Below are 20,127 nucleotides of genomic sequence, written 5' to 3' on the forward strand. Positions count from 1 at the left end.
GCAGACCATCCATAAGGTTGGCTTCAGGTCATTTCGCGTCACAGGGGATAGGCTCGGCGAATGAAATGTGACATGAAGCGAATGCCTGCCTCGGAGACGACGATGGCCATCGGAAGGATCGTTCTTCTCGTCAAAGCTTATGACGAGGCGATCACTTTTTATACCGATGTGCTGGGGATGGAAGTTTTCGTCGATGTCCAGGTGCGGCGCTCGCGCTTTGTCCACCTGCGGTTTTCATCTCAACCCGACGTAGGCGTTTGGCTGATCCGAGCTGAGGGACCAGAACAGGAAGCTCGGGTTGGAAATCAGACGGGAGGTCAGCCGCTAGCCGTCTTTTACACGCAGCGACTTTCGGACGACTTGACGCGGCTGCGAGCGTTGGGAGTGCGCATTGTTCGCGAAGAAGCCAGTGATGGCGAAGCGAGCTATGCCCATTTCCTGGACGTCTATGGAAATGAACTCGTGCTTGTCGAACTTCGACAAAACGGCGTCAAGACCGCCTCAGGATAGTGGTCTGTGGTGTGGGTGCAGTCAGGATGGATGCGTCCTTCGGCTCTCCGGGCACCGACAACGCTGACCCAAGCGCATGCAAGGCACGTGGCGGGAAGACCCTGACATGGCACGGCTTGCCAGCAGTCTCGTGCCAACCGTTCGAAGGGCGGCGTTCGGCAAAGACCGTCCGAACTGTCGAGTCCTCGTCTGGGGATTGCTTCGCCTTCCTTTTCTGTAATACTGAGGTATGCAGTCGAGGGGCTATTCTCATGAGATTCATGACAAAGCTGGATGGGGTGCATTTGCCGATCGCGGCCGCCGCATTGTCTTGCGCGATGGTCGTCTCGCCCATTGCACATGGTCATGCGACCCCCGAGATCGCCAACTGCAGTGAGCTGAAGGACGAGGCCACCGTCCCCTTGACGGATCTGTGCCTGGGCCACACCGGCTGCCGCTTCATGCTGAATGCGCAGAAGACCTGCGCACAGGCCAAGGGCTATCTGGAGCGCTTGCAGGCGGCAATCGGCGAGGGCACGAAGACGCTGTTCGGCTATCGCAAGGAAGTGACGCCCGATGCGGTGTTCACTGCGGCGCTGGGCGCTGATGAGATGCAAAAGCAGCGATCGCTTGGCGAGCGCTCGGACGTCCAGAAGGAGGCGCAGGCCATAGCCTCACGCGTGAGAGGCGTCGGCAACGGCGATACCCTCACGGGAACCCATGGCTATGGCATCGCCCTCCGTCAATGGGTCTACTACGGTCAGACCTCGGGAGGCCAGGCGAATGGCATTGGAACGCGCATCTATTCCGATGGGGAGATTCAACGGGGCCAGACGATGAATGACACGCTTGCCGGCGCAGGAGAAGTGTTGGCGAAATCAGGAAGCCGCTTCGTTGGCAGCTACTCGGAACTAGGGAGCGGGCAGCGAACTGGAATCGAGTTCGGGCAAGACGGCAGTTGGTTCAAAGGAACACGCACCGGCGGCTATACGGACGGAACCTTTGCTCGGGCAGATGGGACGTATTTCGTCGGCCTCAGGGATCCAAACGGAGCGCGCATTCAAGGTCGTGAAATTCGGGCAGATAACTCCTTGGTCGAAGAAGGTCGCTTCGAAGGCAAGGTCTTGTCCGTCGGCACGCAGTATGACGCAACAGGTGTGGCGACAACAGTCAATCGACCGGCGGAGCGCGAAGCTACGGCGCGCGCGGCCAGCGAGACGGTACGGCTCGCGGCCGACGCTGAACAGCAACGCAAGCGTGAGCAGGCAGCTCAGGCCGAGCAACAGTTCCGCGCCAGTCTGCAGACCATGAATCCCGGGCAGTTGTTTGCCAAGGCCGGCGAGCTGCAAACCCAGGGCGATCAAGCTCGCTCGCGTGAAGTGCAACGGGTCCTGGTGAGCCGATTTCCGGATCATCCGCTTGCGGCCAGCGCTGCGAGGCAAATGACGGGCGAATCCGCTGGCGGCTTGGCGCCACGTGTCGGAGGTTCGACGCCGGCGGACTCGGACAACGCGACAAACCGTCCCGAAGCCATGCGCATCTCCGCTCAGGCATGCGATGCCATGAAGCGCTCGGTCATCACGACCAGGATCCCGTCCAACGCCTCGATCACCGCCAGCCAGGAAACGGTGATGTTCATGACGAAGACGGTGCTCGACATGATCGCTGGCGGCTGCCCTACGGACGGCGCGACGCCTGCGCAGATCAGGGCCGAAAGGCAAGAGCGTCAACAACAGTACACGGCTGCTGAGAACGGTTGCAATGCCGTGCAATCCGGCGGCCGCCGGTGTGTTGCGCACAATCACTTTGGGCTTGGTGGGGCACCTCCCTCTTCGACGTCCGCGGCCTCTGCCAGGTCAACCGCCACCACCAGCCCGGCTCAACACATCTGCGATGAGAGCGAAAAAGCCGATCGCACTGTCAGCAAATCGTATGACCCGGTCAGTGGGCAAATGATCTGCGGTGCCCGATTGGGACAGTCCGGAGGGACTGCAGGACCATCGTCGGGCGGAGGAGGAGCACGCCGCCCACAGGAAGACAACCGTACGTGCAAGAACTGTACTGCCAACTAGTGTGATGTCCCGCCGATGCGCGAGTGGCGCAAGGCGGGCACCTCGGCCTGCACCTTAAGTGAAGGTCAGGCCTGGTCTCGCCGCAAATTGTCGGTGGGCCGCGCGGCCCCGACGCCGTCCAGGCCCTTGTCGTCAGCCTCTGGCTGGAACGTCGGGCTGGTGTTCTTGCGCCCCTGCAGCGCGACCGTTGCTTCCTGCTGGCCGCCTGCGTCACCGCGAAGCGCCCTGACCTTGGATGTACGGGTCTGGATGTTCATGGTCATGGTGGCCGTCTGCGCTGGCGTCGGGCCGCAGTACCACACAGGGGCGACAAGAACCGAGGCTTCGGAAGTGAAAAAGCCCCCGAGGCGAAGCAGGGTGGTTTGGGGATGGTGGGAATGCGTCCTCCGTCCAGCACGGTGGTATGTGGGAGACAGCGCTTCTCGGCGCAGCGCCATCGTGTCGCATAGGGAAATCCCTTGCTGAAATGGCGAAGTCTTCTGACGAGCAACCACAGCAACGTTTGCAATACTGCAACGGGTGCGAAGGCCCATGAGCGCCGTGCCGGTCCAACCGTGACGGTGTGTCTATTGACTTGACTCTCTCTGTGAGGTCCCCATGAAGTACATGAAGCTCATCTTCACGACGGCCTTGTGCGCGTCCGCGATGTCTGCTGCACTTGCGCAAAACCCGGCACCTCCGATTACCCCTGGTCCGGCTGGAGGTAACGCCGCAACCGCCAATGCTCAAGGCGGATTGACGTCAGAGCAATGGCTCGCGGCAGGAGCGGGTGTCGCCATGTTTGCAGCGGCTATTAGCGGGAGCAATGGCAACTCGGGCGGGGGCTTTGGCCTGCTACCTGGCACAGGCACCACTGGCACGACCGGAACACGCTAACTGCGGTGCGACCGGGCTTGTTTCCATTGTGATGGCGATTTTGGCGTCCCTTTGAAACAACGCCTCTCGTTGGCGCCCGCCTCCTGAACACTGTGTAATTCCCGGCACCATCACAGACGATGGTCAAGGAAAAAGGGCGTCCACAGGCGACGCGTCCTTTTCCTCGACACTGGTACTGGGGCCGTGTCGGTCATCTTCCGCAAGGCCAGCAGCGCGAAAGTGGCAATCGCTAGGCTTGACACCAGCATTTGTAGATGTGCGGGCTTGAGGTTTTTGTCCCAGCCGACGCTAGCCGTCTTTCTGCATCGGCACCCAGTCGAACGTCCCAGGATCCGGTTCGTCAAACGTGCACCGAGATTCCCCGACGGTGGGGTGCGTCCGCTCGCTGGAATCCACCCGCACCCGTCTGGCGGAACAGTCCATTGTCCTCTTCGCGTCCGGCATCTGGCATTTGCTGCGGCCAAGTACTTCGGCTCAACACCCCACTCGGCGACTTCTCTTCAAGTCGATCAGCTTTCTGATGAGTCCGGATTTCTTCGGCTCGTCAACCATAGAAGCCTCCAGTGCCTCAGAACAACTCGCTTCTCCTGCATTCGCGTTGGGTGCCACGTGCGGGATTCGGAGTGTCCAGCTAACGGCCGAGGCCGAATGACCGCCAAGTCTCTTCCCAAGTTGCTCGGAATCACCAATCGGTCCGTCGTTTGACGGATCAACGTCAGGCCGGCCTCAGCGCTTCCAAGAAGGCCACCGAGTCGGGTGCTCGCATAGTTCGAGCGAGGTCAAGTGCCGACAAACCTTCTGTGCTCCGAGCATCGATGTCCGCGCCATGCTCCAGAAGCACTTTCAAAATATCGAGTCGGTTGAACATTGCTGCGAACATGACCGGCGTCTTTGCGCCGGTCGGCGCAAAGCCGGGCTGAGCTCCGTGTGCCAGTAGCAACTCAACGATGGGTTGAAACCCCTTGAATATTGCTCCAGCCAGTGGCGTCTGGCCCTTGTCATTGAATCGATCAGGTTCGGCACCGGCCTCCAGCAATGCCTTCGCAGCTTCCGCGTGGCCGTGATACGCGGCGAGCATCAGGAGCGTATCGCCGTTGTGATTGCTCATGTTGGGCGGCAGCCCCTTTATCAACAAGCGCTCCAACATTTCAGCATCGCCGGTGCGCGCCAACTGAAAAACCCGTTGCGCGAATTCGAGGAATTCGGTATCGGAGGCCGAGGTGTTTCTGTCTGTGTTGATCATGCGAAGATTTTTGGCGCGATGGGAGAGCACAGTGGCTTCTTATGGACCTCTCGGGCGTACGCCGAGCAGCCAGTACACCGCAGGAAAACCGTCCCCTCGGGAACCGAAGAGATTTCTGTTGCAAATTCAGGTGTCACAGCGAATGACCTGCAGTGCGATGGCATTGTGGGATAAGTTCGGGGTGCAACGGAGCTGTGCGCGCGAAGCTGTTCAAGCCCTTCGGTCGCGCTCCTGGCCGGTGATCCACCTGAAGGCATCTTTCTTCAGAGCTTCAGCGAGCTCGAGCCGCGTCTTATAGACCCCAGACGAATTGATTGTGGATCTGACCAGATCGCCTTGAACAATCTCTGCGCGGCCGGATAGGTTGCCACCGGGAGCGGCGCGAGTCACTGCGCAACGCACCTCCCAGCCATCGCGGAAAAACTGAGCGAAGAAGTCTGGTGTGGTCATGATCCTCTCGTCGTGTAGTGAGGCGCAGTAGATTAGGGATCGAAAGCGTAAGAGGCGTCGGCCGACATCGGGCGGTCTTGTAATCCCGTATCCATTTATCAATAGACCAAGTCGCGACCGATGCCTGTTTCAGGAAGACAGATCCTTACGATCGGGGGGAGCGTCAATGAGGCGGACCCACAACGTCAATCACTGCGCTGTTGGATCTCGCGCCTGCCTACGGTGCTCCACATGCGTCCCCGCACATGAGCAATTCGACTTTGTCCTACGTGGAGTTCACTTTAAGGCTTGTGTGATCTGGGACACCGAGACAGGACCTTCCACCAATCACGACAGGCGTCGTCTGCGAGGTTCATCAGAAAAACCGAGGCCACCATGTCAAACTCTGCTCAACATTCATTCGACTTTGCACCGTCCGCGGATATGAGCCTCGGTGTCGAACTCGAACTGCAGCTCATAGATGCAGAGACGGGCGATCTCGCTCAGCGGAGCCCGCAGATCCTTGAGGCTGCACGTCTTCCCAGGCCTTTGGCACGAGGGGCAATCGTTCCCGAGGTGAGCGCTGGCATGATCGAAATCTCCACAGGCGTCTGTGCGAATGCCTGTGAGGTAGCTACCGACCTCGAAACTCTGCGGAGCAGGGTCTCGCGCGCAGCCGCCGAACACGGCGCCCGCATATCCGGCGGCGGGCTGCACCCTTCCAAGCACTGGTCGGAACAGCAGATCTTCGACAGCCCCCGCTATCGCGCCCTGACTTCGCTGTATGGGGAGGTACTTAAGCAGACCACTGTATTCGGGCAGCATATTCATCTTGGATGCGCTGACGTTGAGCGCGTCCCGCTATTGATGCATCAGCTCGCCAGATACGTGCCGCACTTTATTGCGCTCTCGGCGTCCAGTCCCTTCATGGAAGGGAGGGACACCGGATTCGACTCCACACGGACGTACTGCCCGAACCCATTTCCTACAGGACCCCGCGCGCCATTTACGAACTCCTGGCACGAACTCACCGAGTACCTGTCCAAATGGCTTGCGTGCGGGGTCATCAAGTCAATCAAGGACTTGCATTGGGACATCCGACCGAAGCCTGAGTATGGAACTGTCGAGATTCGCGTCCTTGATAGCCCGTTGTCTATCGAGCGAGCCGCCGCACTCGCCAGCTTCGCGCAACTTCTTGGAACGTGGCTGCTGGAGTCACAACCGTTTATCCCCCGGGACGAAGATTACCTCGTGTACGAGTACAACAAGTATCAAGCCGCGAAGTTCGGCCTGCAAGCAATCTACGTCGATCCGATGACAAGGAACCAGTTGCTTCTGAGAGACCACCTCGGGAACCTGCTGTCGACTTTGGCGCGCCACGCGTCGGCGCCGAGAGATGAAGAACGACTCGCAACCCTGCGCAAGGTGGTGAGCACCATCCAGAACGACGCAACCGTGCTGCGCAGCTTGAGAGGGCGCTGCCGCAGCGTCAAAGAAATGGCGCTGCTTGCAGCGGGGATGATGGAGACATCTCCAAAGCTGGACGATCCTCTGCGCGCCTCGATGCCTCGCTTGACTGCTGTACCCCGCGAACCTTTTAGCGTATCTCGTAGTCGATGGGCTTGAAAGAGCCATTGTTCGAATTCTCGGCCGAACACGCTGTCAATCCGCAGATGAGGTCCATCTCAGCGCGTAGTTCAATAAAGTCGCCGGCGCGAGATATGGGTGGCTTGACCTGAACCTCACCGGTCGCGGTAACGCCGACATTCATGAAAACATTGAACGTCGTTCCAATCTGGTCTGGACGAATTCCGTAGGGTTCCAAAGCTCGGTACAGATTCTCAAAGCAGCTGGGATGATGCCCCTGGTGCTGATACAGAATTTCGAACATTTCCTGGCTGCACGGCGTTAACAGGAAGTCGTGTCGACCGACTGTGTCATCGACAATCCGAAACATTGGACGGCTGTTGTTTGCGTAGAGTAGATCGCCCTTGGTCAGGTAGATCTTTGAAGCATAGTCGATGGACCGTCCGGAGGACAGGCTGCAACCGTGGTCGTCCCGTGCAAACGCGTACAGGTCGGCAACCTGTTCGCCGAATGGATCGTTGATGCGCAGGATCTGGCCGCCTCGCAAGGTGAAGGCGACGCCCGATTGCGGCGGGATACGGCAGCAGCCAGCTGTGTGGGTCAGCGATTTCTCCTCGGTCATTCGAGTCCTTTCAAGAGTGATGATGAAATGGGCACTTCCAATTCGATTCCACGGCCCGGCCCGAGTACTGGCGCGCTTCAGAGGCTTCACCAAAGCGGGCGAGCACAGGATTGATCGATCCCTGCAGCGCAATGTCGCGCTGCCGGATGGCCTCCTGCATCGACTGGTACTTTCCGGACGATTTCATTGCTTCAAACTGATCGTGGAAGTTGAAGACCAAGCAAGGCACGGGCGATTGGCGCGCCTGGCGCGAAGCCTGCGGGTGCATACCCACGACGAAGAAGGCGCGGCCTCCCACGCTAAATGAGAAATCGCAGCGCTCTGGATCGTGGCTAACTTCACCGTTCCACTTATAGCCGCGTGCTCGATCGAGGTCATGCAGCGATTGAAGTTGGGTCCATAGGGCTGTTTCGAACTCGATCTCGGTAGTGGGAAATCCGTTGAATAGGGCAACGAAGCTCACCGGCACGAGGCCTGGGTCAGGAAAGGTCGTTGAGTAGGCGACAAGGGCGTCGAAAAGCGCTGGTGTCTGAGATGGGTCTCCCATCGTCTGCAGCTGGATGAACCGTATGCGCTTCTTGTTGAGCGCGGATTTCGCGCCCACGCACGGAAAACCCTTGGACGAGATGAACGCGCGCATTTCCTCTATGCGAGAGCTGTTGGACGAGGGCTCCGTTTCGGCGGGGGAGAGGAGTTGATCTGTCATGCATCAACGGTCGGCAAGAGCCTTGACCCGCGTCGAAGGCGAATTCGCCATTCGTATGTGCGAAAAAAAAACTTGCGTGTAGGCCGTGCGCGGCGAGCGGCAGGACAGCGCTGACGCGCTTCTGCCGCGGCGACACTTTCTGCGGCTCTCACCTCCATGGTTGTCCAAAGTAAACTGGTCTCCGTGAGTGCCGCAACCGCAAGAAGTCCACGTGCGGAAACATCGCAACTGACGAGGAAGATCACATATTGAGCAGGGGCCCAAAGCCATCGTGCTGACCAGCCTTGCATTGCGGTTGGACTGTTACCGTCTCGTGTCAGGAACGCAGGCTGGTCCAGAGAAAGGCCAGGGTCGCCAGCGCCATGACCGCGGTCGCGGCCCAGCCCAGCACCCGCCAGTGCAGCGGCAGCACCAGCGCGCCCATGAGGCGGCGGCTGCCGGCGGCCCACATCACGCCGACCATGATCGGCACCGACATCAGCGAGTTGAGCACCGCCGCCCACACCAGCGCCTTCATGGGATCGACGCCGCACAGGCTGATGCCGATGCCGCAGACCATGGCCGCGGCGAGGATGCCGTAGAAGGCCGGCGCGGCGCCGACCGGCTGCTCGAGCCCGCGGCGCACGCGCAGGAATTCGGCGCAGGCATAGGCGGCCGAACCGCCGAGCACCGGCAGCGCCAGCAGGCCGGTGCCGACGATGCCCAGCGCGAACAGCGCGAAGGCCGCGCTGCCGGCCACCGGGCGCAGGGCCTCGGCTGCCTGCGCGGTCGAGGCCACGTCGGTCTGGCCATGGGCATGCAGGGTGGCGGCCGAGGCCACGATCATCGAGAAGGCGATCGCGTTGGAGAAGCCCATGCCGACCCAGGTGTCGAGCCGCAGCCGGCGCAGTTGCGCGCGGGCCTGCGCGGGGTGGGTCCGCAACGCGTGGTCCCCGGGGATGCGCTCGATCTCCTCCACCTCCTGCGCCGCCTGCCAGAAGAACAGGTAGGGACTGATCGTGGTGCCGAGGATCGCCACCACCATCTTGATGCTCTCGGCATCCCCGTGCAGGCGCGGCAGCAGCGCACCCGCGAGCGCGGCCTTCCAGTCGACGTGCGCCACCAGCGCCACGCCCACGTAGGCCAGCAGCGAGAGCGTGAGCCACTTGAGCACGCGCACGTAGCGGTGGTAGGGCAGCCAGGCCTGCAGCGCCAGCGACAGCAGGCCGAAGCCCAGCGCATAGAGCGCCTCGGGCCCGCCCAGGCCCAGCCGCGCGACCTCGGCCATGGCACCGATGTCGGCCGCGAGGTTCACGACATTGGCGACCAGCAGCAGCAGGACCGCGAGCAGCACGACCGGGCGCGGCCACAGGGCGGCGAAGGCCGAGGTGAGCCCGCGGCCCGTGGTGCGGCCGATGCGCGCGCTCGCGAGCTGGATGCCCACCATCAGCGGATAGGTCAGCAGCAGGGTCCAGCCCATGCCGTAGCCGAACTGCGCGCCGGCCTGGGTGTAGGTGGCGATGCCGCTGGGATCGTCGTCGGCGGCGCCCGTGATGAGGCCGGGGCCGAGGCGGTTCAGGAAGCCGCGCCTGGCGGGTGGCTGTGCGCCTTCACTGGCGGTCTCTTCGTCCTGCGCGTTCGGCCTCGGCATCTGGATGGCTCGGTGGCTCCGGGGACATCGACCGTAGTGCGCGGTCCCGCGGGCTCCTGTAGGACGCTGCTGCAACTTGGCTGCGTCTGCACGCCGAAGGCGCGCCGCGCCCGTGAATATTGGACGGCCCCAGGCTCGAGGAACCGCTGCAAGCCAGCGGGTGCCGAAGCGACCTCTACCAACGCCGAAAGACCGTCGAAGCCAGTATCGATCGCCAAACTTAAGCCGGCCTGAATGAATGGACGATCGCTCAGGAAGCTCGCTGCGAACGCACCGCGGTGGCGATGGCCTTGTCGAGCAGCTCGAGGCCGAGGTCGATCTCACTGTCGCTGATGGTGAGCGGCGGCGCGATGCGGAACACGCCGCCCATCGAGGGCAGCTTCACGATGTTCATGCTCAGGCCCAGCTTCATGCATTCGCGCGTGACCGCTTCGCCGAGCTCGAAGGCCGGCTCGCGCGTGTCGCGGCTCTTGACCACTTCGAGGCCGAGCAGCAGGCCGCGCCCGCGCACGTCGCCGATGCATTCGTGGCGCGACTGCAGTTGGCGCAGCCCCTGCTGCAGCCGTTCGCCCGCGACGCGCGCGCGCTCGACCAGCCCGTCGCGCTCCACCACCTCGAGCACCTTCAGGCCGACCGCCGCGGGCAGCGGGTCGGAGACGTGCGTGGTGTAGAACAGGAAGCCGCGCGCATGGGCCTCGTCCTCGATCGCGGCCGTGGTCACCATCGCCGCCAGCGGCAGGCCCGCTCCCAGCGTCTTCGACAGGGTCAGGATGTCGGGCGCCACGCCGTCGCGGTCGCACGCGAACATCAGGCCGGTGCGGCCCACGCCGGTCTGCGCCTCGTCCACGATCAGCAGCATGCCGCGCTCCTCGCACTTCTTCTTGAGCGCCGCCATGTAGCCCGGCGGCAGCTCGAGGATGCCGCCGCTGCTGAGGATGGGCTCGGCGATGAAGGCCGCGAGCGCGCCGGTCGACTGGCGGTCGATCTGCTCGAAGCCGTCGTCGAGTTCGCGGCGCCAGTCGAGCTCGCCCTCCTTCGTCGTGAAGCGCGGCCGGTAGGCATTGGGCGCCGGGATCGCGAACGAGCCGGCCGCCGCCGGGCCATAGCCCTTGCGGCCCGCGCTGTAGGTCGCGGCCGCCGCGCTGCCGGTCATGCCGTGCCACGACTGCGTGAAGGCCACCACCTCGTGGCCGCCGGTCACCAGCCTGGCCATGCGCAGCGCCGCCTCGTTCGATTCGGCGCCGGTGCTCAGCAGCAGGCAGCGTTCGAGCGCACCGGGCGCATGGCGCGCGATCTCGGCGGCCAATGCCACCACCGGGCGCGACAGCATGCCGCTGAACAGGTGGTCGAGCGTGCGCACGTGCTCCGACACCACCGAGACGATCTCTGGATGCGCATGCCCGAGCAGCGCGCTCATCTGGCCCGAGGTGAAGTCGAGGATGGCGCGACCGTCGGCGTCGTAGACGAAACAGCCTTGGGCGCGCTCGATGATCAGCGGCTCGAAGCTGCCGCCGTAGCGCACCAGGTGGCGCTGTGCCTGTTGCCAGAACTGGGGGTCGTCGTTCCTGCTCATGCCGATGGTTCCCGATCAAAATGCCCACGTTACGCGGCGTCGCGCGCGCGTGGAAGCGAATTGTTTTGAGATCAGCTATCAAGGGAACTCATGCCGTGAGCCAATCGCTGGACATCGACCTGCTGCGCAGCTTCGTCGCCATCGCCGAGACCGGCGTGCTGGGCCAGGCCGCCCTGCGCGTGGGCCGCACGCAGTCGGCGCTGAGCATGCAGATGCGCAAGCTCGAGGGCATCGTCGCGCAGCCGCTGCTGCACCGCACCGGCCGTGGCGTGACGCTCACCGCGACCGGCGAGCGCCTGCTGGTGCGCGCGGGCGAGCTGCTGCGCCGGCACGACGAGGCACTGGCCGAACTGCGCGGCCAGCAGCTCTCGGGCGTGCTGCGCTTCAGCTGCCCCGACGACTACGCGGTCGTGTTCCTGCCCTTCCTGCTGCAGGGCTTCGCGAGCCTGCACCCGGGCGTGCAGCTCGAGGTGATGTGCGCGCCCACGCCGCGGCTGCACGAACTGCTGGCGCGGCATGCGGTCGATCTCGCGCTGGTGTCGGTGGCCGGCGATGCCGCGGGTGCCGACGCGATCCGGCACGAGCCGCTGGTGTGGGTCGCGCGGCGCGGCAGCACGGCCGTCGCCCTCGATCCGCTGCCGCTGGCGCTCGGCGCGCCCGATGCGCTCGACCACCAGTTGCCCCGGCGCGCGCTCGAGGCCGCGGGCCGCGCCTACCGGCTCGCCTATGCGAGCAGCAGCCTGTCGGGACTCGTGGGCATGGCGCGCTCGGGCCTGGCCGTCACCGTGCTCACGCGCACGGCCGTGCCCGAGGACCTGCAGATCCTCGGCGCGGACGATGGCTTTCCCGAGCTGCCGAGCGTGGGCGTCACGCTGGCCCTGGCGCGCGAGGCACCGACCGCCCTGACCGCGGCCTTCGCGGCGCATGTGCGGAAGTTTCTGCCCCTGGCCTGAACCGGCACGCCCCAAGCATTTCTACCAAAGTGGTTGAAGTTCAACCGATTTGGTTGAATAATCCGGTGCTCCCTCCAAGGAACACCGCATTGACCTTCCTCCACGCCACCCGCTCGATCCTCAAACAGCACGGGAGAGCGCTCGCCGTGCTCGGTCTCGTGGTCGGCGGGCTGGCCGGGGTCGGCGTGTCCTTCGCGGCCTTCATGCCCGAGTTGCGCGTGTCGGTGAGCATGGGCTATGGCGTGTTCGCGCCGAAGCTCAGCGGGATGATCGGCGGCCTCTGAGGCACCGCCCCGGAAGGGAAGGCTAGGCGCGCTTGCGTGCCGGGCGCTTCGGCTTGCCAGCGTGGCCGAGCGCATCCATGGCCGCCTCGACGATGGGGCCGCGCCATTCGCGCTGCAGTCCCACGTGGGCCGCGACCATCGCCGAAGCGCCGAGGCCCGAGAGCGCGCTCGTCACGCGCACGATGCGCTCCATGGTGGTGGCCTGCAGGTCGATGCCGAGCGCCTTGTAGACCATCAGCGCCATCTCGGTCAGCGCGGGATCGGTGCCCTTGCCGTTGTCGGCCAGCCGGTTCGCGAGCGCCGACACGCCGGGCCATTCGTAGGTCTGGTCGACCGAGGCCTCCACCACCACCCGTTCGCGCGCCGCGCCCGGCGGCAGGTGCTCGACGGCATCGAGCAGCGCCTGCGCCTGGTCGCGGCAGGTCTGCAGCGCCGCGTCGTAGATCGCCTGCTTGCTCGGGAAGTGATGCAGCAGCCCGGCCTTCGAATAGTTGACCGCATCCGCGATCTGCTGGAGCGAGGTGTGGTCGAAACCGTGCTTGGCGAACAGGCCGGCGGCGCGGTCGATGATTTCGGCGTCGATCTGGGAGCGGGTGGGCTTGGGCATCGGGTTGCAGTCTATCGCAGGCGCTTACCGGATCGGTCGATATTCGACTGAATCGGTCGAACCCAACCCGGGACGACAGTGCCCGCCGAATGGAAGGGTTGCCGACATTGCGCAGACGTCATCGGGCTGTGCGCCAACTGTTATTCGCGACACGGAGACTCGCCTTCATCGCCCAAGCGGCGGTCCTTCAAAGAGTCTTCATTCATTCTTTTTTTCGATCGGGAGATGTCGTGAAAAATCAGTGTCTTGCCTTCGCCGCATTGCTGGGTGCGGGAGTCGCCCAGGCCCAGTCTTCCGTCACGCTGTTCGGCGTGGTGGACATGGGCCTCAGCAACTACTCGTCCAAATCGCAGGATGCGGGCCGCGCCGCATTCGCCAATCCGTTCTACCTGAACCAGGGCACGCGCACCCTGAGCCAGAGCGCGCTGAGCTCGGGCAACTACTCCTCGAGCCGGCTGGGCTTTCGCGGCACCGAGGACCTCGGTGGCGGCCTCGCGGCCAGCTTCTGGCTCGAGGCGCCGATCAGCCCGGACGATGGCAGGACCGGCATCGCGAGCTTCCAGCGCCGCTCCACCCTCAGCCTGTCGGGCAACTTCGGCGAGATCCGCCTGGGCCGCGACTACACGCCCTCGGCCTGGAACGACATCGTGTTCGACCCCTTCGGCATCGTCGGCGTGGGCCGCAGCCTGATCTACACCGCCGCCAACACGAACACCGTGCCCGGCGGTTCCGGCGGCTTCGGTGGCGACCTCAACTACAACCGCGCCAGCAACTCGATCGGCTATTTCCTGCCGCCGAACCTCGGCGGGGTCTACGGCCAGTTCATGTATGCGCTGCACGAGAACACCAAGTACGACCCCGGCACCAGCACGCCGCCGGGCCTCAATGCCGTGGGCGCGCTCAATGCCGGCAACGTGGCCACGACGCGCGCGGGCCGCTACCTGGGCGGCCGGCTCGGCTATGCCACCGGCCCGTTCGACATCGCCGTCTCGTACGGCAACAGCACGGCGGCCGACAGCTTCTACGCGGGCACCACCGACTCGGTGAAGACTTTCAACCTCGGCAGTTCGTACGACTTCGGCCCGGTCAAGCTGTTCGGCGAGCTGTCGCGGATCAAGAGAACGCGCGACTACGCCACGGCGCCCGCCTTCGGCGGCGTTCCCGACACCGACCTGACCGGCTACCTGATCGGACTGACCGCGCCGGTCGGCCCGGGCCTGATCCGCGCCGCCTATTCGCAGGTCAAGTACGACCTCAATACCGCGAGCCTGCCGTTCGCCGCCAATGTCGCGGACCCGAAGGCCAACAAGCTGGCGCTGGGCTACATCCACAACCTCTCGAAGCGCACCGCGCTCTACGCCACCATCGCGCGGATCAGCAACAAGAACGGCGCCGCGCTCACCGTCGGCGGTCCCGCCTTCGTGAACAACGCGGTGTTCGTGCCCAAGACCTCGACGGGCTACGACATCGGCCTGCGCCACTCCTTCTGACCGCGGCGCGGGCCCGCGGATGCGCGAACGGTCGGGGGCACTGCCGCCTCCGGTCGTTCCGATGTCTCCAGGGAGAGCCCGTCATGCGGGTTCGTTCGGTCCGCCTTCGCGCGGACCTTTTTTCGTGCGTGCGTCATTCGAGCGGCGCATGGCCCGGACCGCTACAGCCCCCGTCCGAGTTCGGAGATCAGGCGCACCGACAGGTAAAGCCGGCGCGGGATCGCGGAGAGCTGCACGTATTCCGCATTGCTGCTGTGATGGTTGGTGCCGATCAGTCCCAGCCCCTCGACCACCGGCTTGCCCGAGAGCGCGGCCCATCCCGCATCCGAGCCACCGCCGACGCGCATTTCCAGGATCGCCAGCTTGCCGCCGACCTCGGTGTAGATGGACATCGCCTTGTCCATCGTTGCGCGGCTGGCCGACGTTGCGTTGTAGGGCGGGATCAGGCGCGTGATCTGGAGATCGATGCGCGTTCCTTCCAGCCGTTTTTTCTGGACGCGTTCCCGCAACGCGGCTTCGAAGGGCGGGAGATCCTCGTTGCGGCCGTAGCGCAGGTCCGCGGTGACGACGGTGCGATCCGGGATGATGTTGGGGGCCGTGCCGCCCTGGATCACCGTCCAGTTGAACACCCGCTCCTGCTTGCGGTCCTGCAGGTCCTGGGTGCGCAGGATGAGGTCCGCCGCCTCGGTCATCGTGTTCACGCCCTTTTCGGACGACGTCCCGGCATGCGAGGCCTTGCCCTGGATCCGGGCCTCGACGAAGGCCACGCCCGAGGTCCCGGAGACGAGCAGCTCGGTCCCTTCGTAGATGGCGCCGGGCTCATAGGACAGCACCACGTCGCTCTGGGATGCGAGCTTCTGGATCACTTCGTTCGATCCCAGCGAGCCCCTTTCCTCGTCGGGGTTGAACATCACGGTGATCGTGCCGAACTGCTGGAAGTTCTCCGCTTTCAGCAGCGCCAGCGCGTGGAGGATGGCGGCGACACCGCCCTTGGCATCGGCGATGCCGGCACCGAAGACCTGGTCGCCTTCGATGCGGAACGGCGCCCTGGCCAGCGAGCCGCGCACATAGACCGTGTCCATGTGCGCCATCAGCAGGACGTTCCGGCCGCCGCGGCCCTTGAGCCGGCCGACGATGACGTCGCCGACCACGCCGCCGGTGGCGGGCGTCCTCGTGACCTCGGCACCGAGCGCCTGGAGGCGCCGCTCGAGGTAATGGCCGATCGCGGGAATGCCGATGGCGTCATTGGTGCCGCTTTCGATGTTGACCAGTTCCTCCAAGGTCTTGAGCACCGCGGGCTGCTCGTCCCTGGTTCTCTGGTCCAGCGTGCTGCCGTGGAAGAGCGTGCTCGCATTCGCCGCCGAGCAGCCGCTCGAGACGATGGACAACACCAGCGCCCCATAGAAATGGAAAGACCGTGATCTCATTGCTCCCCCTCGACGAATCAATGCAATAGCGGGACCGATCCAATGACGGGGGCGATGCTATGAATGCCGCGTATCGCGGTCAATGATTCATGCGGTGCCGTCGGAATTATTCTTTTCGGTATCCATGGATCGAATGCGCGACACCATTCGGCGGCGCCATCGCCGACGCGCGGATCGTGAGCACCGCGCGAACGGCGAGTCGACATGCGAGGCAATGAAGAAAGTCGGATGGATGCCCGATACCAGTTGCAGCACATCGAAGAGGTCCTCCTTCCTGCGCGTCTTCGGCAACCTCGACGACCGGATCACCGATTTCACCGACGGCCGCATCGACGTCAGCTTCCGCAACGGCCGCCTGCCTGGGGAAATTCCTTAGACCGCACGACAACTGCATACAAGCGCGTCGCGCGACCGCTTCCTAGACTGATTCGGATGCATACGGCGTTGGATCGCCCGCAGCGCATTCCATTCAGTTCCAAGGAGATATCGATGCAGAGACAGATGACAGAATCCGGCACGCGATCGGCGCCATTCCATTGGAGTCCGAGGCTGGGCATTGTCGGCATGGCCGTCGGCGCGCTGATCGCGGGCTGCGGCGGCAGCGGCGGCTCCAGCAACGTGCCCTTCATTCCCCCGGTGCAGACGCAACCGCAACCGCAGCCCGAGACGCAACCCGAGGTCGAACCGCAACCGGAAGCCACCACGTCGAAGGTGCCCAACCCGGTCGTGACGGGTCCCATCGCAAAGGGGGCGATGCCGGGTACGGCGCAGGGGCACAAGGAACACGACTATCCATGGCTGGCCACCATGCACAACCTGGCGGCCGTCGGTTACGTCGAAGAGGAATACTTCATCGAGGGCAACGCGAACACCTACAACTTTCCCGCGTCGTACAGCGCCGCGAACAGCGCCACGACGGTCGGCGTGCCGGCCACCGTGGCGACGACCGGCAACCGCTACAAGACGCGCATCCTCGTGCGCCGCCCGGCGTCGGCGGACAAGTTCAATGGCACGGTGATCGCCGAGTGGCAGAACGTCACCGCGGGCTACGACCTCGATGCCCTGTGGGGCTCCGGGTTCGAGCACATGATTCGCGAGGGCTATGTCTACGTGGGCATCTCGGCCCAGCCCGTGGGCGTCAATCAGCTGAAGAAGTGGAGCGCGAAGGCCGACGGTTTCAGCGGGCGCTACGACTCGCTGGATGTGGGCGGCAGCTCCAGCACACTGGGCAATGCGATCTCGCACGACGTCTTCCTGCAGGCGCTGCAGGCCATCCGGTACCCCGGGAAGGGCATCAATCCTCTGGGCCCGCTGCGGGCCAAAAAAATGATCGTCACCGGCGTGTCGCAGTCGGGCGGCTACCTGCAGCGCATCATCAACAGCCTCGATCCGATCTATGGCAACGCACGCACGCCCGACAACAAGGGACCGATCGACTCCTACATGGTCTACATCGCGGGCGGCTACCTCAACCGGAACCTCGCCGTCCCGGTCTGGAAGGTGATCTCCGAGACCGATGTCGCCGGCCAGGTGGCCTCTCGTCCGACGGGCACCGATGAAGCAGGCAACTACCGCAGTTGGGAAGTCGCTGGCGCCACCCACTCGGGACGACGCACCGCGCTGAATTCCCGGCCGCTCGCCGCACGCGACGACTGGCCGCTCACGGGTGTGGATTGCGTCTACCCGGTCCATCCGCGCGTGCCCGTGCAGCACGTGACCAATGCCGTCTACGACCATCTCGTCAAATGGATGGACAACCCCTCCTACAACCCGCCGCGCATGCCGGCGATCCTCACCAGCGGCACCACGATCGTCCGCGACACCACCCCGGGCCACGAGGACAAGAACTCGCAAGGCGGCGTGCGCCTGCCCGAGATGCTGGTTCCCACCGCATGGAACGCCGGCACCGGCAACAGCGCCAGGCCCGGCGGCGAGGGCGGCACCTTCTGCAGCCTCTATGGCAGCTACTACCCCTTCTCTCCGGCCTACACGGAGCAGCTCTACCCGTCCCGCGGGCAATACACCGATCTGGTCTCGCTGGCGATCGATGACAGCGTGAAGGCCGGCATCCTGGTCCCCGAGGATGCCAGGCACACGAAATTCGTGGCGGACCGGCTGGAATTCGATGGCGGAACGACGCGGCCGGAGAACACCGCGGCCTACATGGCCGCGCAGGATCTGCTGGAGATCACCTACTTCTACCTCTGGACCACCCCGGATCAGCTCGACGCCTACATGGATCAGGCGGCCCGCATCGCGAAGAACGTGGCACTCGCGGACAAGAGCAGCGGCTCGCAGTTCGTCTACGACTCGATCCGCAACGACTTGAAGAGCTATGCCGACGGCGTGGAGGCCTTGCGCAAGGCTGGCAAGGTCTCGGATGTCAGCGCCAAGGAGCTCGCGGACGGCGTGAGGCTGGTGATGGACGGGTTGCCCGCCCTGTGACGCCGAGGCCGGCGACGGCCTTCGGCGGCCGGCCCTCCCGGAACGAGGTCTTCGGGCGCTTCTTTTTCGTGACAGGAGACCACGCTTGTCGGGTCTCCAATGGCGAACAGGCAAAAAAATAGCCCCTTGCGGGGCCATTCTTGGAGGAGAGGGAGGGATTCGAACCCTCGGTACTATCGCTAGTACGCCTGATTTCGAGTCAGGTACATTCGACCACTCTGCCACCTCTCCGGTCGCTCTGTCGAGCCTGCGATTATAGCCAGGAAAATCGACACAACCACGCCGTGCAGCGATTTCCCTGTCGTTTTTTCGTCAGCCGCGCAGCACCTCGGTGCCGCCCAGGTAGGGCCGCAGCGCCTTCGGCACGTTGATCGAGCCATCCTCGTTCTGGTGGTTCTCGAGCACCGCGACCAGGGTGCGGCCGACCGCCAGGCCCGAGCCGTTGAGGGTGTGCACCAGCTCGTTCTTGCCCTGGGCGTTCTTGAAGCGCGCCTGCAGGCGCCGCGCCTGGAAGGCCTCGCAGTTCGAGACCGAGCTGATCTCGCGGTAGGTGTCCTGCGCCGGCAGCCAGACCTCGAGGTCGTAGGTCTTGGTCGAGCCGAAGCCCATGTCGCCGGTGCACAGCAGCACGACGCGGTACGGCAGCTCGAGCGCCTGCAGCACCACCTCGGCATGGCCGGTCATCTGCTCGAGCGCCTCGTAGCTCTTCTCGGGATGCACCACCTGCACCATCTCGACCTTGTCGAACTGGTGCTGGCGGATCATGCCGCGGGTGTCGCGGCCCGCGCTGCCGGCTTCCGAGCGGAAGCACGGGGTGTGGGCCGTGAGGCGGATCGGCAGCTGCGCCTCGGGCACGACCTCGTCGCGCACGAAGTTCGTGAGCGGCACCTCGGCGGTCGGGATCAGGTAGAGCGCCGACAGGTCGGGCGCGGGCTCGCCGTCCTGGCCGCCCTTCTTCGCGGCGAACAGGTCGCCCTCGAACTTGGGCAGCTGGCCGGTGCCGCTCAGGGTGGCGGCATTGACGATGTAGGGCACGTAGCACTCGGTGTAGCCGTGCTGCTGCGTCTGGATGTCGAGCATGAACTGGGCAAGCGCGCGATGCAGCCGCGCGATCGGGCCCTTCATGACGGTGAAGCGCGAGCCCGAGAGCTTGGCGCCCATCTCGAAATCGAGGCCGAGCGGCGCGCCCAGGTCGACGTGGTCCCGCGGCGCGAAGCCCAGCGGCGTGGCCGAGGCGCCGGCGCCGCCCTGCGGGCTCCAGCGGCGCTGCTCGACGTTGCCGGTCTCGTCCTCGCCCAGCGGCACGCTGGCGTGCGGCAGGTTGGGCACGGCGAGCAGCAGCGCCTGCAGCTCGGGCTGGATCTCGTCGAGGCGCTTCGATTGCGACTCCTGCTCGGCCTTGAGCGCGTTGACCTCGGCCATCAGCGCGTCGACCGACTCGCCCTTGGCCTTGAGCGGGCCGATCTGCTTGTTGAGTGTGTTGCGGCGCGCCTGGATTTCCTCGGTGCGGGTCTGCAGCGTCTTGCGCTCGGCTTCGAGCGCGGTGAAGGCCGAGACATCGAGGTAGGGCTGGTTCTTCTTGCGTTTTTCGAGGCCGGCCACGGCGGCGGCCAGGTCTTTGCGGAGCAGGGTGATGTCGAGCATCGCCCGATTTTAGGTGGGCGCGCCCGCACCCCGCCCCGCGCGGGGCTGGT

Annotated in this window: 18 protein-coding genes and 1 tRNA gene; 8 read left to right on the forward strand and 11 right to left on the reverse strand. The window is 64.4% G+C overall.

The genetic code is table 11. The features are described 5' to 3' along the window. Positions 1–72 precede the first annotated feature (72 nt). Complete coding sequence (locus tag KV106_RS30405) at positions 73–510, forward strand: VOC family protein (protein ID WP_261214756.1); 438 nt, start codon at positions 73–75, stop codon at positions 508–510. A gap of 260 nt (positions 511–770) precedes the next feature. Continuing rightward, on the forward strand, positions 771–2,561 hold the full coding sequence (locus tag KV106_RS30410) for an MORN repeat-containing protein (RefSeq protein WP_261214758.1): 1,791 nt from the start codon (positions 771–773) through the stop codon (positions 2,559–2,561). Positions 2,562–2,626: 65 nt separating this feature from the next. Here KV106_RS30410 and KV106_RS30415 read toward each other — a convergent pair whose 3' ends face one another. The 3 genes from KV106_RS30415 to KV106_RS30425 all read right to left on the reverse strand — a co-directional run bounded on the left by KV106_RS30415 (position 2,627) and on the right by KV106_RS30425 (position 5,130). Further along, the gene (locus tag KV106_RS30415) at positions 2,627–2,824 is read right to left on the reverse strand and encodes a hypothetical protein (protein ID WP_261214760.1); all 198 of its coding nucleotides are present in this window, start codon (positions 2,822–2,824) and stop codon (positions 2,627–2,629) included. 1,328 nt (positions 2,825–4,152) lie between these two features. Further along, positions 4,153–4,680, reverse strand: coding sequence for an ankyrin repeat domain-containing protein (locus tag KV106_RS30420; RefSeq protein WP_261214762.1), 528 nt, complete (start codon positions 4,678–4,680; stop codon positions 4,153–4,155). A gap of 210 nt (positions 4,681–4,890) precedes the next feature. After that, entirely contained in the window at positions 4,891–5,130 is a 240-nt protein-coding gene (locus KV106_RS30425; protein WP_261214764.1) for a hypothetical protein, read from the reverse strand. 375 nt (positions 5,131–5,505) lie between these two features. Here KV106_RS30425 and KV106_RS30430 point away from each other — a divergent pair, with 375 nt between their 5' ends. Continuing rightward, entirely contained in the window at positions 5,506–6,735 is a 1,230-nt protein-coding gene (locus KV106_RS30430; protein WP_261214766.1) for a YbdK family carboxylate-amine ligase, read from the forward strand. Here the strand turns inward: KV106_RS30430 and KV106_RS30435 are convergent. From KV106_RS30435 to KV106_RS30450, 4 genes are all read right to left on the reverse strand, one after another. Next, positions 6,707–7,318 carry an urea carboxylase-associated family protein gene (locus tag KV106_RS30435; RefSeq protein WP_261214769.1) on the reverse strand — a complete coding sequence of 204 codons (612 nt, stop codon included), beginning with the start codon at positions 7,316–7,318 and terminating at the stop codon, positions 6,707–6,709. The two genes, KV106_RS30430 and KV106_RS30435, sit on opposite strands and share 29 nt — an antisense overlap. A gap of 10 nt (positions 7,319–7,328) precedes the next feature. After that, the gene (gene gntA / locus KV106_RS30440; protein WP_261214771.1) at positions 7,329–8,024 is read right to left on the reverse strand and encodes a guanitoxin biosynthesis heme-dependent pre-guanitoxin N-hydroxylase GntA; all 696 of its coding nucleotides are present in this window, start codon (positions 8,022–8,024) and stop codon (positions 7,329–7,331) included. Between the two features lie 316 nt (positions 8,025–8,340). Beyond that, complete coding sequence (locus KV106_RS30445) at positions 8,341–9,654, reverse strand: Nramp family divalent metal transporter (protein ID WP_261214773.1); 1,314 nt, start codon at positions 9,652–9,654, stop codon at positions 8,341–8,343. Positions 9,655–9,904: 250 nt separating this feature from the next. Then, entirely contained in the window at positions 9,905–11,227 is a 1,323-nt protein-coding gene (locus tag KV106_RS30450) for an aspartate aminotransferase family protein (RefSeq protein WP_261214775.1), read from the reverse strand. 95 nt (positions 11,228–11,322) lie between these two features. On the opposite strand from KV106_RS30450, the gene KV106_RS30455 reads away from it, so the two are divergent. Together KV106_RS30455 and KV106_RS30460 are read left to right on the forward strand one after the other, a co-directional pair. Next, positions 11,323–12,180 carry a LysR family transcriptional regulator gene (locus KV106_RS30455; RefSeq protein WP_057594756.1) on the forward strand — a complete coding sequence of 286 codons (858 nt, stop codon included), beginning with the start codon at positions 11,323–11,325 and terminating at the stop codon, positions 12,178–12,180. A gap of 89 nt (positions 12,181–12,269) precedes the next feature. Further along, entirely contained in the window at positions 12,270–12,464 is a 195-nt protein-coding gene (locus tag KV106_RS30460) for a hypothetical protein (RefSeq protein WP_057594757.1), read from the forward strand. Between the two features lie 22 nt (positions 12,465–12,486). On the opposite strand, the gene KV106_RS30465 is transcribed toward KV106_RS30460, so the two are convergent. After that, entirely contained in the window at positions 12,487–13,071 is a 585-nt protein-coding gene (locus KV106_RS30465) for a TetR/AcrR family transcriptional regulator (protein WP_261214778.1), read from the reverse strand. A 230-nt stretch (positions 13,072–13,301) separates the two neighbouring features. Here KV106_RS30465 and KV106_RS30470 point away from each other — a divergent pair, with 230 nt between their 5' ends. Next, the gene (locus tag KV106_RS30470) at positions 13,302–14,561 is read left to right on the forward strand and encodes a porin (protein ID WP_261214780.1); all 1,260 of its coding nucleotides are present in this window, start codon (positions 13,302–13,304) and stop codon (positions 14,559–14,561) included. A 161-nt stretch (positions 14,562–14,722) separates the two neighbouring features. Here the strand turns inward: KV106_RS30470 and KV106_RS30475 are convergent, their stop codons facing one another. Next, entirely contained in the window at positions 14,723–15,952 is a 1,230-nt protein-coding gene (locus KV106_RS30475; RefSeq protein ID WP_261214782.1) for a glutamate carboxypeptidase, read from the reverse strand. 169 nt (positions 15,953–16,121) lie between these two features. On the opposite strand from KV106_RS30475, the gene KV106_RS30480 reads away from it, so the two are divergent. Both KV106_RS30480 and KV106_RS30485 read left to right on the forward strand, forming a co-directional pair. Further along, on the forward strand, positions 16,122–16,364 hold the full coding sequence (locus KV106_RS30480) for a hypothetical protein (RefSeq protein WP_261214784.1): 243 nt from the start codon (positions 16,122–16,124) through the stop codon (positions 16,362–16,364). 113 nt (positions 16,365–16,477) lie between these two features. Then, the gene (locus tag KV106_RS30485) at positions 16,478–18,433 is read left to right on the forward strand and encodes an alpha/beta hydrolase domain-containing protein (protein WP_261214786.1); all 1,956 of its coding nucleotides are present in this window, start codon (positions 16,478–16,480) and stop codon (positions 18,431–18,433) included. A gap of 141 nt (positions 18,434–18,574) precedes the next feature. On the opposite strand, the gene KV106_RS30490 is transcribed toward KV106_RS30485, so the two are convergent. Continuing rightward, positions 18,575–18,664: transfer RNA gene (locus KV106_RS30490), tRNA-Ser, on the reverse strand. Between the two features lie 81 nt (positions 18,665–18,745). Then, positions 18,746–20,077 (reverse strand): serine--tRNA ligase, encoded by a 1,332-nt coding sequence (gene serS / locus KV106_RS30495; RefSeq protein WP_261214788.1) that lies wholly within the window; start codon positions 20,075–20,077, stop codon positions 18,746–18,748. Positions 20,078–20,127 lie beyond the last annotated feature (50 nt).

It is taken from the genome of Variovorax endophyticus, from assembly GCF_025376855.1.
Lineage (GTDB): Bacteria > Pseudomonadota > Gammaproteobacteria > Burkholderiales > Burkholderiaceae_C > Variovorax.

Bases quoted from the DNA above. Each gene is read 5' to 3' on its own strand.
- KV106_RS30435 (WP_261214769.1), bottom strand. From the start codon at position 7,318: ATGACCGAGGAGAAATCGCTGACCCACACAGCTGGCTGCTGCCGTATC.
- KV106_RS30410 (WP_261214758.1), top strand. From the start codon at position 771: ATGACAAAGCTGGATGGGGTGCATTTGCCGATCGCGGCCGCCGCATTG.
- KV106_RS30445 (WP_261214773.1), bottom strand. From the start codon at position 9,654: ATGCCGAGGCCGAACGCGCAGGACGAAGAGACCGCCAGTGAAGGCGCA.
- KV106_RS30420 (WP_261214762.1), bottom strand. From the start codon at position 4,680: ATGATCAACACAGACAGAAACACCTCGGCCTCCGATACCGAATTCCTC.
- KV106_RS30465 (WP_261214778.1), bottom strand. From the start codon at position 13,071: ATGCCCAAGCCCACCCGCTCCCAGATCGACGCCGAAATCATCGACCGC.
- KV106_RS30415 (WP_261214760.1), bottom strand. From the start codon at position 2,824: ATGACCATGAACATCCAGACCCGTACATCCAAGGTCAGGGCGCTTCGC.
- KV106_RS30480 (WP_261214784.1), top strand. From the start codon at position 16,122: ATGCGCGACACCATTCGGCGGCGCCATCGCCGACGCGCGGATCGTGAG.
- KV106_RS30450 (WP_261214775.1), bottom strand. From the start codon at position 11,227: ATGAGCAGGAACGACGACCCCCAGTTCTGGCAACAGGCACAGCGCCAC.
- serS (WP_261214788.1), bottom strand. From the start codon at position 20,077: ATGCTCGACATCACCCTGCTCCGCAAAGACCTGGCCGCCGCCGTGGCC.
- gntA (WP_261214771.1), bottom strand. From the start codon at position 8,024: ATGACAGATCAACTCCTCTCCCCCGCCGAAACGGAGCCCTCGTCCAAC.
- KV106_RS30430 (WP_261214766.1), top strand. From the start codon at position 5,506: ATGTCAAACTCTGCTCAACATTCATTCGACTTTGCACCGTCCGCGGAT.
- KV106_RS30425 (WP_261214764.1), bottom strand. From the start codon at position 5,130: ATGACCACACCAGACTTCTTCGCTCAGTTTTTCCGCGATGGCTGGGAG.
- KV106_RS30485 (WP_261214786.1), top strand. From the start codon at position 16,478: ATGCAGAGACAGATGACAGAATCCGGCACGCGATCGGCGCCATTCCAT.
- KV106_RS30405 (WP_261214756.1), top strand. From the start codon at position 73: ATGAAGCGAATGCCTGCCTCGGAGACGACGATGGCCATCGGAAGGATC.